15 protein-coding genes are annotated in these 14,570 nt (G+C 68.0%); 10 read left to right on the plus strand and 5 right to left on the minus strand.

The window, feature by feature from the left end; all coding sequences use genetic code 11:
- The first annotated feature begins 41 nt into the window (after nucleotides 1–41).
- The 10 genes from G6N08_RS19670 to G6N08_RS19715 all read left to right on the plus strand — a co-directional run bounded on the left by G6N08_RS19670 (nucleotide 42) and on the right by G6N08_RS19715 (nucleotide 9,689).
- The gene (locus tag G6N08_RS19670) at nucleotides 42–1,286 is read left to right on the plus strand and encodes a glycosyltransferase family 4 protein (RefSeq protein ID WP_163760932.1); all 1,245 of its coding nucleotides are present in this window, start codon (nucleotides 42–44) and stop codon (nucleotides 1,284–1,286) included.
- Between the two features lie 35 nt (nucleotides 1,287–1,321).
- On the plus strand, nucleotides 1,322–2,680 hold the full coding sequence (locus G6N08_RS19675; protein ID WP_163760331.1) for a TIGR01777 family oxidoreductase: 1,359 nt from the start codon (nucleotides 1,322–1,324) through the stop codon (nucleotides 2,678–2,680).
- Nucleotides 2,681–2,899: 219 nt separating this feature from the next.
- Nucleotides 2,900–4,378, plus strand: a complete 1,479-nt coding sequence (gene crtI / locus G6N08_RS19680) for a phytoene desaturase family protein (RefSeq protein ID WP_246216879.1) — start codon at nucleotides 2,900–2,902, stop codon at nucleotides 4,376–4,378.
- 35 nt (nucleotides 4,379–4,413) lie between these two features.
- Nucleotides 4,414–5,367 (plus strand): phytoene/squalene synthase family protein, encoded by a 954-nt coding sequence (locus G6N08_RS19685; protein ID WP_163760335.1) that lies wholly within the window; start codon nucleotides 4,414–4,416, stop codon nucleotides 5,365–5,367.
- A complete protein-coding gene (locus G6N08_RS19690) occupies nucleotides 5,364–5,687 on the plus strand; it encodes a lycopene cyclase domain-containing protein (protein ID WP_163760339.1) in 324 nt (107 codons plus the stop codon). Before G6N08_RS19685 ends, G6N08_RS19690 begins: the two co-directional genes overlap by 4 nt.
- Nucleotides 5,684–5,995 carry a lycopene cyclase domain-containing protein gene (locus tag G6N08_RS19695; protein ID WP_163760341.1) on the plus strand — a complete coding sequence of 104 codons (312 nt, stop codon included), beginning with the start codon at nucleotides 5,684–5,686 and terminating at the stop codon, nucleotides 5,993–5,995. Before G6N08_RS19690 ends, G6N08_RS19695 begins: the two co-directional genes overlap by 4 nt.
- Complete coding sequence (locus G6N08_RS19700; RefSeq protein ID WP_163760343.1) at nucleotides 5,982–6,707, plus strand: class I SAM-dependent methyltransferase; 726 nt, start codon at nucleotides 5,982–5,984, stop codon at nucleotides 6,705–6,707. Before G6N08_RS19695 ends, G6N08_RS19700 begins: the two co-directional genes overlap by 14 nt.
- Nucleotides 6,704–8,227, plus strand: a complete 1,524-nt coding sequence (locus tag G6N08_RS19705) for an FAD-dependent oxidoreductase (protein ID WP_163760346.1) — start codon at nucleotides 6,704–6,706, stop codon at nucleotides 8,225–8,227. The genes G6N08_RS19700 and G6N08_RS19705 overlap by 4 nt, the downstream gene beginning before the upstream one ends.
- On the plus strand, nucleotides 8,224–9,237 hold the full coding sequence (locus G6N08_RS19710) for a DUF5914 domain-containing protein (protein WP_163760349.1): 1,014 nt from the start codon (nucleotides 8,224–8,226) through the stop codon (nucleotides 9,235–9,237). The genes G6N08_RS19705 and G6N08_RS19710 overlap by 4 nt, the downstream gene beginning before the upstream one ends.
- 53 nt (nucleotides 9,238–9,290) lie before the next feature.
- Nucleotides 9,291–9,689: a DUF2784 domain-containing protein gene (locus G6N08_RS19715; protein WP_246216819.1), complete on the plus strand. Its 399-nt coding sequence runs from the start codon at nucleotides 9,291–9,293 to the stop codon at nucleotides 9,687–9,689.
- Nucleotides 9,690–9,713: 24 nt separating this feature from the next.
- Here the strand turns inward: G6N08_RS19715 and G6N08_RS19720 are convergent, their stop codons facing one another.
- The 5 genes from G6N08_RS19720 to G6N08_RS19740 form a co-directional block, all read right to left on the minus strand.
- Nucleotides 9,714–10,961 (minus strand): glycosyltransferase, encoded by a 1,248-nt coding sequence (locus G6N08_RS19720; RefSeq protein ID WP_163760352.1) that lies wholly within the window; start codon nucleotides 10,959–10,961, stop codon nucleotides 9,714–9,716.
- Between the two features lie 87 nt (nucleotides 10,962–11,048).
- Nucleotides 11,049–11,552, minus strand: coding sequence for a TspO/MBR family protein (locus G6N08_RS19725; RefSeq protein ID WP_163760355.1), 504 nt, complete (start codon nucleotides 11,550–11,552; stop codon nucleotides 11,049–11,051).
- A gap of 67 nt (nucleotides 11,553–11,619) precedes the next feature.
- On the minus strand, nucleotides 11,620–12,141 hold the full coding sequence (locus G6N08_RS19730; RefSeq protein WP_163760936.1) for a MarR family winged helix-turn-helix transcriptional regulator: 522 nt from the start codon (nucleotides 12,139–12,141) through the stop codon (nucleotides 11,620–11,622).
- 133 nt (nucleotides 12,142–12,274) lie between these two features.
- Nucleotides 12,275–13,621 (minus strand): cryptochrome/photolyase family protein, encoded by a 1,347-nt coding sequence (locus G6N08_RS19735; RefSeq protein ID WP_163760357.1) that lies wholly within the window; start codon nucleotides 13,619–13,621, stop codon nucleotides 12,275–12,277.
- Between the two features lie 42 nt (nucleotides 13,622–13,663).
- Nucleotides 13,664–14,401, minus strand: coding sequence for an acyltransferase (locus tag G6N08_RS19740; RefSeq protein WP_163760361.1), 738 nt, complete (start codon nucleotides 14,399–14,401; stop codon nucleotides 13,664–13,666).
- Nucleotides 14,402–14,570 lie beyond the last annotated feature (169 nt).

Here is a 14,570-nt window from a genome sequence, read left to right on the forward strand (position 1 = left end):
ACGGCATTCTGCGCACCCTCACTCCGGAGGTGCCCGCGCGCATGAAGATCCTCATCGTGTCGTGGGAGTACCCACCGGTAGTGGTCGGTGGGCTGGGGCGGCACGTGCATCACCTGTCGACCGCGCTGGCCGAGGCCGGTCATGACGTCGTCGTGCTGTCCCGTCGTCCGGCAAACACCGATCCCAGCACGCACCCCTCATCGGACGAGATCAGTGAGGGCGTGCGGGTGATCGCCGCCGCGCACGATCCCCACGAGTTCACCTTCGGCGACGACATGATGGCCTGGACACTGGCGATGGGCCACGCCATGATCCGCGCCGGACTTGCACTGAAAACACCGGGCTCGGGGCGCAGCTGGCGTCCCGACATCGTGCACGCCCACGACTGGCTGGTGGCCCACCCGGCCATAGCTCTTGCCGAATTTTACGACGTGCCAATGGTTTCCACGATTCACGCGACCGAAGCCGGCCGTCATTCCGGGTGGGTTTCCGGGGCTCTGAGCCGTCAAGTGCACGCCATCGAGTCCTGGCTGGTCCGCGAATCCGATTCGCTGATCACCTGTTCTGCATCGATGCGTGACGAGATCACCGAGTTGTTCGGCCCGGGGCTGGCTGAGATCACCATAATCCGCAACGGGATCGACGCGGCCCGTTGGCCGTTCGCGCCACGGCGCCCCCGCACCGGGCCGCCGGAACTGCTGTATGTCGGCCGGCTGGAATACGAGAAAGGCGTTCACGACGCTATCGCGGCGCTGCCGCGCATCAGGCGCGCGCATCCCGGTACCACCCTGACCATCGCCGGCGAAGGCACCCAGCAGAGCTGGCTTGTCGAGCAAGCCCGCAGACACCGTGTGCTCAAGGCGACGCGGTTCGTCGGGCGGCTCGACCACGAGGAGCTATTAGCGTTGCTCCATCGCGCCGACGCGGCGGTGCTGCCCAGCCACTACGAGCCCTTCGGCCTTGCCGCCCTGGAAGCCGCCGCGGCCGGTACTCCGCTGGTGACATCGAATATCGGCGGCCTGGGCGAGGCGGTGATCAACGGACAGACCGGGGTGTCCTGCCCGCCCCGCGACGTGGCACAGCTGGCCAGGGCCGTCTGCAGCGTGCTCGACGATCCCGCCGCCGCCCAGCGCCGCGCCCGAGCCGCCCGGCAACGGCTCACCGCCGACTTTGATTGGCACACCGTGGCTCACGAGACCGCGCAGGTCTACCTCGCCGCCAAACGCCGCGAACGCCAACCATTGCCGCGGTTACCCATCGTGGAGCACGCACTGCCCGACCGGTAGGAGCAGCCACCGGGCGGAATCGGTACCGTCGGGTGATGAGCCTGCTCTATTCCAGCGTGATCGAGGCCGCGCCTGAGACGGTCTTCGCCTGGCACACCCGCCCGGGCGCGTTCGCGCGGCTATCGCCGCCCTGGCAGCCGATACGGCTGGTCAGCGAAGCATCCTCGCTCCGCAATGGACGAGCCGAGCTTGCGCTGCCCGGCGGGCTTCGCTGGGTGGCCCAGCACCAGGCCGACGGCTACCCTCCACCACACCGTTTCGTCGATACGGTCGGCGCGGCCGGGCCGGCGTCGCTGCCGGCGCGGATAGTGATGCGATGGCGCCATACCCACGAATTCCAAGCAGCCGGCGAAGGGCGCACCCGGGTGATCGACCGGGTGCAAACCCCGCTACCCGCGGCGCTGTTGCGAGCGATGTTCGCCTATCGGCACCGCCAGCTCGCCGATGATCTGGCAGCACACGAGCAGGCGGCGCGCCACGGGCTGCGGCCGTCCACCGTGGCGGTCACCGGGTCGTCGGGCCTGATCGGCTCGGCGTTGACCGCCTTTCTCAGCACCGGCGGGCATCGGGTGCTGCGGCTGGTGCGCAGGAGCGCGGGCGGCGCGAACGAGCGACAGTGGAACCCGGACGAACCCGATCCGGGCCTACTGGCCGGCGTCGACGCGGTGATCCACTTGGCGGGCGCCTCGATCGCGGGGCGGTTCACCGACACGCATCGACGCGCTATCCGCGACAGTCGAATCGGCCCGACGCGCCGGTTAGCCGAACTCCTCGCCCGGATACCCGACGGGCCGCGTGTGCTGATCTCCGCCTCGGCCATCGGCTACTACGGCGCCGATCGCGGCGACGAAGTCCTGACCGAGCAGAGCGATCCGGGTGCCGGGTTCCTGGCCGGGGTGGTGGCCGAGTGGGAGCAGGCCACAGCGCTGGCCGCGCAGGCCGGTGTGCGGGTCGTGCTGGTGCGCACCGGTATTGTGCAATCTCCCCGCGGCGGCACACTTCGCCTGCTCCGCCCACTGTTCAGCGCCGGACTCGGCGGGCGGATCGGCACTGGCCGGCAGTGGCTGTCTTGGATCGGTATCGACGACCTGCTCGACATCTATCACCGGGGGCTCTGGGACACCGCCCTGTCCGGGCCGGTGAACGCGGTTTGCCCGGTTCCGGTGCGCAATAGCGACTACGCCCGCACACTTGCCCACATCCTGCACCGGCCAGCGCTGTTGCCGGTGCCGGTGCTGGGGGCGCAGCTGCTGCTCGGCACACAGGGCGCCCGCGAACTCGCGTGCGCGAGCCAACGCGTGATCCCTGCCCGGCTCCAACACGCCGGTCACCGGTTCCGCCGGCCCGAACTCGAGCCGGCCCTGCGTCATCTCCTCGGCCGCGCCGCGGCATGACCTTCACCCAATTAAATGTTAAGAATTTGAATGTACTGGTGTGCCGCGGATATGCTGCCGACGCATGGAGGCCGTGACGTCGCGTGCCGGCCGTCCCGTCCCGCGGCGGGGCCCGGACGTGTCCCTCGGGCGGGCGGTGAGCCGGGCACACCGCCCGCAACCAGTTCCGGGGTCAGCGACCCTGAGCCGAGGGATGTGCCACATGAGCCCACCGGCGCGGTGGTGACACGGACCGTCGGCCGGCGCGGCGACCACGTGGTCGTGGTCGGTGCGGGTCTGGCGGGTCTGTCCGCGGCGTTGCATCTGGCCGGGCGTGGCCATGCCGTCACGGTGGTGGAGCGCGAACCGTGGCCCGGTGGGCGGGCGGGGCGGGTCGATATCGGCGGATATCGGCTCGACACCGGCCCGACGGTGCTCACCATGCCCGACGTGATCGACGAGGTGTTCGCCGCCGTCGGCGCCGAAAGGTCCAGTCGTCTGGACCTGCTGCCGGTGGATCCGGCCTACCGCGCCGTGTTCGCCGACGGCAGTGCGCTTGATGTGCACAGCGATGGGGAGCGAATGGCCAGCGCGATCGAGGACTTCGCCGGTGCCGCGCAAGCGAGGGGCTATCGGCAACTGCGTGACTGGTTGACTCGGCTGTACCGCACCGAATTTGACCGATTCATCGCCGCAAACTTCGACTCTCCGCTGTCACTGCTCAACGTCCAGCTGGCCCGGCTCGCCGCCATCGGCGGATTCCGCAGATGGGACAGCATGGTCAGCCGCTATATCAGCGATCCGCGGTTGCGGCGGGTGTTCACCTTCCAGTCGCTCTACGCCGGTGTAGCGCCGCACCGGGCGCTGGCCATCTACGCGGTGATCGCCTATATGGACACGATTTCGGGGGTGTTTTTCCCGCGCGGCGGGATGCGGGCACTGCCGGACGCGCTTGCGGCGGCGGCGGTCGACAACGGGGTGCAATTCCACTACGGCTCGACGGTCACCCATCTCGACATCGTCAACGGCCGCGTCACTGCGGTGCACACCGACCACGCCCAGCGGGTCGCCTGCGACGCGGTGGTGCTGACCACCGAACTGCCCCAGACCTACCGGCTGCTGGGTCGACAACCCCGCCGCATATGGCCGCTGCGGGCGTCCCCCTCCGCGGTCGTGGTGCACGTAGGCTGCCGCAGCATATACCCGGCGACCGCGCATCACACCCTCTGCTTCGGCGCAGCCTGGCAGCAGACCTTCACCGACATCATTGACCGGGGGCAGCTCATGCGCGACCCGTCGTTGCTCGTCACCCGGCCGACGGCGAGCGACCCGGGCCTGGCCCCCGCTGGTCGGGACCTGCTCTACGTGCTGGCACCGGCACCGAACCTGTCCGGCACCACGATCGACTGGTCGAGCGTCGGCGGCGGCTACGCCGAGTCGCTGCTCGACACCGTGCAAGCCCGGCTGCTGCCCGGCTTACGCGACGACGCGCAGCTGCTGCACCTCGTTCACCCCGCCGACTGGGCGCGGCAGGGAATGCTCGCCGGCACACCGTTTTCGCTGGCTCACACCTTCACCCAGACCGGCCCGTTCCGCCCGGCCAACACCGTGCGCGGCATCGACAACGCGGTGCTGGCCGGGGCGTCGACCATACCGGGCGTGGGTGTGCCCACCGCGCTGATCTCCGGACGGCTGGCCGCCGACCGTATCAGCGGGTAATCATCGAAGAGCCTCGACGTGAAAGCCCAGGTGCCGTGATCCGTGCCGAACTCGATGCCGCCGGGATCGATGATCCGCGTCTGCGCGACGCCTACCGCTGCTGCCGCAAAATCAACGCCGCGCACGGCCGCACATTCTTCCTGGCCACCCGGTTACTGGCACCGGATCAACGCCCGCCGGTGCACGCGCTGTACGGTTTCGCCCGCCACGCGGACGACATTCTCGACGAATTCAACCCCGACCTGGACACCACCACCCGCGCGCAACGATTGCACCACCTCTCCGAGAGGTTCTTCGCCGGGGGCGACTATCGCGACGACCCGGTCCTGGCCGCGGTCCGGCATACCGCGCAGCGGTACAACATCGCGCTCACACTATTCGCCGACTTTCTCACCTCGATGCGGATGGATCTGACCGTGACCGACTATCCCACCCGTGCGGCGCTCAATAACTACATGCGCGGGTCAGCGGAAGCAATTGGCCTCCAGCTGCTGCCGATACTGGGCACCGTCGGCCCCGCCGATGAAGCCGCCCCCTATGCCGCCGCGCTGGGCCGGGCGTTTCAGCTCACGAATTTTCTGCGTGACGTCGATGAAGATCTGATGCGGCAGCGGGTCTATCTGCCCGCCGACGAACTGGCCGCCTACGGCGTCGACCGTGACGTGCTGATGTGGTGTCATACGCACCGGCGCACCGACAACCGGGTGCGGCGGGCGCTGGCTGCCCAGCACGAGATCACGCGAGACGTCTACCGGTTCGCCATCGGCGGGATCGCGTTGCTGGCGCCGCGGTCGCGGCCATGCGTGGCAACCGCGGCCACCTTGTACTCGGAGATCCTCGATTGCATCGAAGACAGCGATTTCGCGGTGTTCGGGCGCCGGGCCACGGTCGGCACCGCGCGGCGGCTGCGGGTCGCGGCCACCGGGCTGATCCAGTCGTGGCGGCTCCGCCGGCCGGGCTCCGATCGGCCTCAGCGCGGGGCGGCGTGATGGACCGCTGGCAATACCTGCTCGTCCTGGCCGCCTGCCTGGCGGTCACCGCGCCCCTGGAAGTGTTCGGTGCCGGCGTCTACCGACAGCCGGCGCGCACGGTCAAGTCGGTGCTACCCGTTGCTGCGGTGTTTTTACTCTGGGACGAGGTGGCGATCGCCGCACACGTGTGGACCTACAACCGCGGCTATATCAGCGGCCTGCACATCCCGTTCCGGGTGCCGATCGAGGAGATGCTGTTTTTCGTCGTGATCCCGCTGTGCGCGCTGCTCACCTACAGCGCGGTCAGCGCGATCCTGGACCGGGTCAACCGGCGATGAGCGGCCTCGGCTACACCATGCCGGCCGTGCTGGCGGTGCTGGCCGTCTGCATGCTTGAGTTCGCGGTGCTGCGCACCGGGCTGTTCCGCCGGCCCGCCTACTGGTTGTCCATGCTGATCGTGTTCGGCTTTCAAATCCCGGTCGACGGGTGGCTGACCAAACGCAGCGCCCCGGTCGTCATCTACGCCGAGCGGCAGACCAGCGGCGTGCGGTTGGCGTTCGACATCCCGATCGAAGACTTCCTGTTCGGCTTCGCTCTGGTCACCGCGGTGCTGCTGATGTGGGAACACCAGCGTGAACGTGGGTGAGGGGGGGTTGCCGCGCCGTGATGTGCCGGCCGCGTTCGACGCCGGCGCGGCCGCCTATGACCGGCTGGTCGGCGCCAACCCCGGATACCACCCGAACCTGCGGCGCACGGCGCGCCGGCTGCGGTTGCCCGGCCGGGGGCGAGGCCTGCGGCTGCTGGACGCCGGGTGCGGCACCGGCGCGTCGACGGCCGCGCTGCTGACCGCCGCCCCCGAGGCCGAGATCATCGCGGTCGACGCCTCGCGGGGAATGCTCGACGCCGCCCGGACGAAACCGTGGCCGGCGTCGGTGCGGTTCGTGCACAGCCCGGTCGAAAAACTCGCCGAGCACGGCATCACCGGCCCATTCGACGCGATCCTGGCCGCCTACCTGGTGCGTAATCTGGCCGATCCCGACAGCCAACTGCGCGCCTTCCGTGCACTGTTGCGGCCCGGCGGTGTGCTGGCGGTGCACGAGTATTCGGTGCGCGATTCGGCCGTCGCCACCGCGGTGTGGCACGCGGTGTGCTGGGGCATCATCATCCCCGCCGGCTGGTGGCACACCCGCGACACCACGCTGTATCGCCACCTTTGGCGCAGCGTGCTGGCGTTCGACGGCGCCGCCCGGTTCCGGTCCCGGCTGCGCGACGCCGGGTTCGTCGACGTGCGAAGCGCCACCATGCCGGGCTGGGAAGCCCATGTGGTGCACACCTTCCTTGCCGAGGCGCCGCGATGACCGACGCCCGCCGCCACACCCAGCCCGCACCACCCGGGCTGGCCAGCGCCGATGCGTTGCCCTCCCGTCCGCGCGTGGTCGTCGTGGGCGCCGGCATTGCGGGGTTGGCCGCTGCGGCGGGGCTGGCCGAACGCGGGGTCGGTGTCGAGGTCGTCGAGCGCGAGCACTACCTCGGCGGGCGGGTCGGCGGCTGGACCGAACACCGCGACGGTGCCGCCCTGGCGATGAATCGCGGCTTTCACGCGTTCTTCCGCCAGTACTACAACCTGCGCTCGCTGCTGCGCCGCGTCGATCCCCGGCTGTCCATGCTGACGCCGGTGGACGACTACCCCCTTGTCGACGCCGCCGGCCGGCGCGACAGTTTCCGGGGCCTGCCCCGCAGGCCGCCGTGGAACGCGCTGGCGTTTGCGCTGCGCAGCCCGACTTTCCGGCTTCGCGACCTGGTGCACCTCGACGCGCGGGCTGCCGCACCGCTGGCCGCGGTGTCGGTGCCTGAGATCTATCACCGGCTCGATCACATCGACGCCGCCGCGTTCCTGGCCGAGATCAACTTTCCCGACGCAGCGCGTCATCTCGCGTTCGAGGTGTTCTCGCGCAGCTTCTTCGCCGATCCCGCACAGCTGTCAGCCGCCGAGCTGGCAGCCATGTTTCACATCTACTTCCTCGGCTCTGATGAGGGCCTCATCTTCGACGTGCCGAATGCGAACTTCGATGTGAGCCTGTGGAATCCGTTGCGGGAGTATTTGGCCGGCCACGGTGTGCGGTTTCGGCTCGGTTGCACGGTAGTATCTGTCGATATCGACTCACCCAAAAAATTTCGGGTGCATACTGATTCAGATGGTCCTCTCGATGCAGACGCCGTGGTACTGGCTACCGATGTGGCCGGTCTGCAACAGATCGTGAGGGCTTCCGAGGGGATCGGCAGCCCGCCGTGGCGCGAGTGCGTAGAGCGGTTGCGCATCGCGCCGCCGTTCACGGTGCAGCGGCTCTGGCTCGACCGGCCAGTTAGTGCCGATCGGCCGGCATTTGTCGGCACGGCAGGTCATAAGCCGCTCGACAATATCAGCGTGCTCGAACGCTACGAACACGAAGCCGCCCAGTGGGCAGCCCACCACCGCGGCTCGGTGATCGAATTACACGCATACGCAACGCAATCGGCGCCCCCGTGCAGCGTTATGAAACAGCGGCTGCACGAGCTCTATCCGGAAACCGCCACGGCACGAGTCATTTATCAGCGGGTGCTGCATCGAAACGACTGCCCGTTGTTTCAGCCGCGCGCACACGCCCTGCGGCCGGCAGTTAGCACTCCCCAACCTGGTCTGGTCCTCGCCGGAGACGGGATCCGCATCGACTTACCCGTGGCACTGATGGAACGCGCCGCCACCACCGGCTGGTCGGCGGCCAATCGGTTGCTCGCGCAGTGGGGACTGGCCGGCCACCCATTGCAGACCGTCCCCAACAGGGGCCGGTCGGCGCTGTTGCGGGCGCTGGCCACCCGGGCGGGGGGGCGGCGGCGATGAGCATCGGCGATCACGTACGGCAGCGATGGCCGAAAAACTTTCCACTGCAAGTTATCTCGTCAAAGCCATGGGAAAGTCGCTGCCCCAGTTATCGCGACGCGCAGCCGGCCATCATCGATGCCGCGCTGAACCGAGCCCAGCAAAGACCCACCGGCAACTGGTTCGTGTTCGCCGCGAGCCGCGACATTCGCGCCGACCGCCCCTATGGAACCCGAGTCGCCGGCGTCGAACTCGTCGCCTGGCGCGACCGGCAGCAACGATTATGCGTCGGTCCGCGCAGTTGCCCGCACCTGGGAGCGGACCTCGCGACCGGCGATGTGCACCGAGGCGTCCTGATCTGCCGGTGGCACGGGTTGATGCTGGACGGAAACCAGTGCGACCTGGGCTGGACGCCGTTGCCCAGCCACGACGACGGGGTGCTCGTATGGGTCCGGCTCGACGACGCCGGCGGCGAAACCCCGTCAGACGAACCGATCATCGCCGGCCGGCCGGGCGGCCCCCACCTGCACGCCGTCACGCGCATGGTCGGTATCTGCCAGCCATGCGACATCATCGCCAACCGGCTCGACCCCTGGCACGGCGCGTGGTTTCACCCGTATTCGTTTGCCGAACTTCAGGTGCTGGAGACGCCCACAGAACAGGCCGACCGGTTTCTGGTGGCGGTGACTTTCCGGATGGGCCGTCTGGGGGTCCCGGTCACCGCTGAGTTCACCAGCCCGGAAGCCCGCACCATCGTGATGCGCATCGTCGACGGTGAGGGAGCTGGCAGCGTCGTCGAAACACACGCGACCCCAGTCGGTGTCGGTCCCGATGGCCGCCCTCGCACCGCAGTGATCGAAGCTGTCATCGCGTGCTCAGAGCGGCGCGGATTCCAGCGGGCGCGCCGCGCCGCTGCGTTGATCACACCGATGATGCGTTACGCGGCCACCCGGTTGTGGCGAGACGACCTCGCCTACGCCGAGCGCCGCTACCAGCTGCGCAGCGCGGAGCAGACGGGCCGGCGTTGGTAAACCGCGTCCCCACCGCCGCCCAGAACCGTCAACACGGAGGTGCCAGCGTCGAGGTGCTGCAAAAAGTCGCGAAGAACATGTCTTTCGCTGCCGTCGTGCTCACGGCCGTTGCCCACTTCGCATACTTGATTTACGTTCCCAGCGGGGGGTTTTTGGCGTTACGGTGGCCACGGACCATCCTGTGCCACGTGCCGGCCGTGGTGTGGGGTGCCGCTGTGGTCGGGTGGAAGTTGCCGTGCCCACTGACCGCGCTGGAACAGTGGGCGCGTGCTCGAGCGGAGATGAAGCCGTTGCCGCAGGGCGGGTTCGTCGAGCACTACGCCGCTGGCGTCCTGTACTCCTCTGACGGCACCGGGGCAGCACAGGCGCTTGCCTTTTTCGCCGCGGCACTGTCCTGGGTGATGCTGGCAGCCAAGCACAATCGCCGATGTGTATCACGGCAGCGCGGCTAGCAGACGGTTGTGAGTGCTTTCCGGTCAGGGCGCGGCGTGCGTGGCCGCCGCGCCCAGCAATCGTTGCTCGATCAGGTCGGCTCCCCGGGCCACGCCGCCGGTCGCGGCGAATCCGGCCGCTACCCGTCGCGCGCCGTCGGCCATCATCATCGCCATCCGCACCTTGGCCAGTAACCTTGCGGCAGTGAGCTTCTTCGCCGGCAACCGAGTACCGCAGCGGGCCACCTGCACCCGCCGGGCGACCTCAGCCTGATCGCGAGCGAACGGTACGACGCACACGGGTACACCGCGGTCGAGTGCTTTGACCGTGGCACCCATCCCGCCGTGGGTGATGGCGCAGACAGCGCGCTCGAGCACCACGCTGTGCGGAGCAAACCGGCACACGGTCGCATTGGCCGGCCGCGGCAGCCCGGAAGGCACCCCCGCCGGGAACGTCGCCACGACATGGACGGGTTCACCGGCCAGCGCCTCCAGCGCGGTCCGTCCGAGGACGGCGTCGGCCTGTTTGACGGAGGAGGTGCTGACCAGAACAATCGGCCGGTCGATGGCGGACAGCCAATGCGGCGTCGCCGCCGTCGGTTCGAACACGCAGGCACCGATGAGATGCACCGCATCGCCCCATCCCGGGTGCGGATACTCAAACGGTTCGCCCCCGACCGCCAGCAGCAGCGGCGCCCGGCGGAAGAACGCGTCGACCGATTTGACCGGGGGCACACCCAAGCGTCCGCGTATGGCGTTGACACGCGGCAGCATGCGGCGATCGAAAAGGTATGTCACAAAAGGTCGTATCGACGCGTCGCGGATGTCGCCGAGCACACCGGGCAGTGGCCGCAGACCCGGGCCGAACGGCGGCACGCCGCGAGAACGCAGATAAGGGGTGAACGGCGAAAACACAAGCCACGGAATAGCACCGGCATCGGCAACCGATATCGCACCCCAACAGTTCGCATCCACGATGATCACATCGGGCCGTACCGCGTCGATTGCGGCTTTCAGGTCGCCGACTTCCAGCATGGCTCGTCGGCATAACACGTCGATCGACATTTTCAGTACGCCTAATGCGTTGCGCGCCAGCCAATCCTGCCCGGAGATGGCCTCGATTTCGGGATCGACCGGCTCGGTGTGAAACCCGGCGTTCCGCATGCCCGCGACTGCGGCGGCCATGGTGCGCAGATGAACCTGGTGACCACGTCCGGCCAGCTCGCGCAGCAGCGCGCCCATCGGAAACGCGTGCCCCACTGACGGGGATCCGTATGCCAGGATGATGGCCACATCCCGATTGTGGCCGTCGGCGAGGTCGCGGGAGGCCTTCAGGCCGTCGCCGCCGGAGAGATCGCGGGTTTGTTGCGCCCCATGCGGTCAACCTCGTTGTGGCTTGCGACGGCGGTTGAGCAGCCAGATGTGGGTGGAGAGGACGCTGGCGAACGCACACCACATCGGGTAGAGGGCCAGCGGCGCCGCGCCCGCCCCACCCACCGCGATGGACCGGCGGGCCAAGTCCGCGCTGCTCGCGGTCAATGCGGCGGCAGCGGCCGCGGACGCGCCGAGGGCGTGCCGATTGAAGAAAAACCATGACCATCCGGCGTTGAGCACCAGGTTCAGGGCAAGCGCCCTTCGGTACGACGGCAAATCGACGCTGCGCTGCCGGTAGTGAAGTTCGTCGATCGTCGCGGCCGAGATGAGCGCGATGTCGGCATACAGCGCCGACCAGACCAGCGGAAAAACTATTCGTGGCGGTTGGTACGCGGGCTTGCGCAGCCGGACATACCAACTCGATGAGATCACTGGTTGACTCGCGAGGCTGCCCACCGCCGCAGCGGCAGCCGCTGACGTCGCGGTGGCGATCACAGTGCGAAGACGCACGTCCATCCTTTCGTTTGGGGTTTGGTCGTGACCGGGGACTCACCGAAATGGTCCGCCGTGCTTCACTTCATGTTTCCTCGGCCGTGGTGGCGGCTCCTGACTCGCCGGCTTTGAGCTCGTTCTGAAACCGCCGCATGGCCTCGATCAAGGCGGTCAGCACCCGGTGCGCCGCGGCCAAGTCCGCGTCCGGCAGGTCAGCCATCTGGGTGTGCATGTGCTCGGCCAGCGGGGCGAAGAACGCACCGGCCACTCGCCGGCCGTGATCGGCGTAGCGCAGGATGACCTTGCGGCGATCCGCCGGGTCGGACTCGCGCCGCAGGTGACCGGACTCGATCATGCGCTCCACCAGGTAGGTGATCGCAGCGCCGGATACGCCCATCTTTTGCCGTAGTTCCCCCGCCGCCAGCGGGGCCCCGCTGGTTTCGGCCACCAGGACGTGCAGCAGCGCACGAAAGTCGGTGGGGTTGACGTGGTGGATGGCGGCGAACCGGCGACCGATCTGATCGGATTCCCCGGTCAGAGCACGCACGTCGGCGGCAATCAGCGCTTCCAGTTGCGCACGCTCCTCGGCGCGCCGGTCGGGATTCATCGGACCTCCGAGCATACCGCCAACCACGGCATTTGTTAACTTCATTAACCTTTAATGGGATGAAATGGTCGCTGGCGCGCGGTCACGGCCACCCATGGTCTGATGCCGCCGGCGCGCAGGACGCGGTCGCAGCTCAGCTTTCCCGGACGCGCTGATAGCGCCGCAGTGCCTCGGCACGCTCGAGTCCGTGGTCGACGATCGGTGGTGGATATGTCGGCGGCCGCTGGCCTTTCCGAAGATGAGCGTCATCGGCGCTGGCCAGTTCGGGAATCCAGTGGCGGACATAATCGCCTGTGGGATCGAATTTTTCGCCTTGCACCGTCGGGTTGAACACCCGGAAATAGGGGGCGGCGTCGGTGCCGCTGCCCGCGCACCACTGCCATCCGTGTTGATTGTTGGCGATATCGCCGTCAACCAATTGTTCCAAGAACCACTGCGCGCCCCACTGCCAGGGCAGGTGCAAGTCCTTGACCAGGAATGACGCGGTGATCATCCGAACCCGGTTGGGCATGAACCCGGTCGCACGCAGCTGGCGCATTCCCGCGTCGACGATCGGGAACCCGGTTTCACCGGCTTTCCACGCGGCGAACAATTGTTGCGCATCGTCGCCGGTGTCGGTTTCGATGGCGTCGAAATCCCGGTTCCAGTTCCCCCACGCACTATCCGGGCGATGATGCAGCACCGCCGCGTAGAAGTCACGAAAAGCCAACTGGCGCAGGTATGCTCGGGGGCCGCGATGACGCAGATCCAGGTCGGCCACCATGGTGCGCGGATGGATGGCACCGAATTTCAGATACGCCGACATGCGGCTGGTGCCGCTGCGGTCGGGGTAATCACGGTCTGTGGCATAGCGCTGCAGTCCGTCGCGGACGAAGTCGCCCCATCGGCGCACAGCCGCGGCCTCCCCTGCCGGCAGGTCAAGCCGAACGCCCGGGTCGGGAATGTCGCAGCGCTGAACGGCGGTGCCCGCCACCGAGCCGGGATCGAGCCACCGAACCGAATCAGGACCCGATCGTGCCGGTGAGTGCCACCCGATCTCTTGCCATTTGCGGAAAAACGGCGTGAACACCCGGTATGGGGCGCCGTCATCTGTGGTGACGCGGCCGGGCGAGACCAAATACGGTGATCCGGTCGCCACCAGCGGGATCTCACCCAACGCCGCCCGCACCCGGGTATCCCGGCGCGCCCCGAACGGCGCGAAATCGTCCGACACATGCACCGCCGACGCATCGATGTCCCGGGCGATCAACGGGATCTGGTGTTCGGGCAGACCGCGGGTCACCAGCAGCCGCCCATCCAGCGCGTCTCTGAGATGCCGTAGCGAGTCGTACAGAAACTGCAGACGGCGCCGGGCCCGCAACGCCTCCAGCCGCGGGTCGAGCACGAAACAGGCCAGCACGTCGCCGTCGTCAGCCGCCGCCAGCAGGGGCGGCAAATCACGCAGCCGCAGGTCGCGGCGAAACCACAACAGGGCAGCCATCAGCCCATCCGGTCCGGCCGAGCCGATCGTGCGCGCACCGGCTCAGCGGGCGGCTTTTTTGCGTTCAATGTCGGCCAGGGCGGCGGCCAGTTCGGCACGTTGTGCCGCCGACGTCTCCCAGGCCAGCTGGCGGTTTTTGACCACTTTGGCCGGTGCGCCGACCGCGATCGAGTAATCCGGGATATTGCCCTTGACGACGGCGTGGGAGCCCAGCACGCAGCCACGTCCGATGATGGTGCCGCGCAGCACCGTCACCTTCACCCCGACCCAGGTGTCCGGCCCGATCCGCACCGGGCTTTTGACGATGCCCTGGTCTTTGATCGGCATTGTCACGTCGTCCATGCGGTGGTCGAAATCACAGATGTAGCACCAGTCGGCCATCAGCACCGAGTCGCCGATCTCGATGTCGAGGTAGGTGTTGATCACGTTGTCGCGGCCCAGCACCACCTTGTCGCCGAACCGCAGCGAGCCCTCGTGGGCGCGGATGGTGTTCTTGTCCCCGATGTGCACCCAGCGGCCGATCTCGAGCTGGGCCAGCTCGGGGGTGCAGTGAATCTCGACGTCTTTGCCGAGAAACACCATCCCGCGGGTGATGATGTGCGGGTTTGCCAGCTTGAACTTCAGCAGCCGCCAGTACCGCACCAGGTACCACGGCGTGTAGGCGCGGTGGGTCAGCACCCACCTCAACGACGCCAGCGTCAGGAACTTGGCCTGCCGGGGGTCGCGCAGCTTGGATCCCCGCCAGCGGCGGTGGAGCGGTGCCCCCCACATGGTGGTCATGGCCCGACAGCGTAACCCGACGTCGATGCGAGATGCACGGGATCCCGGGGAGGAGCCGGGCGATCGAACACCGCTTGGGACGCGCTACCCTCACCTGGACGCGATGGCCGTCTGATTCCCCCGCGTTCCGGAAGGGTTTGCAAAAGCACCGTGTTTTGGCGCCATCCCC

This window comes from Mycobacterium botniense (genome assembly GCF_010723305.1).
In the GTDB taxonomy this organism is placed as follows: Bacteria; Actinomycetota; Actinomycetes; order Mycobacteriales; family Mycobacteriaceae; genus Mycobacterium; species Mycobacterium botniense.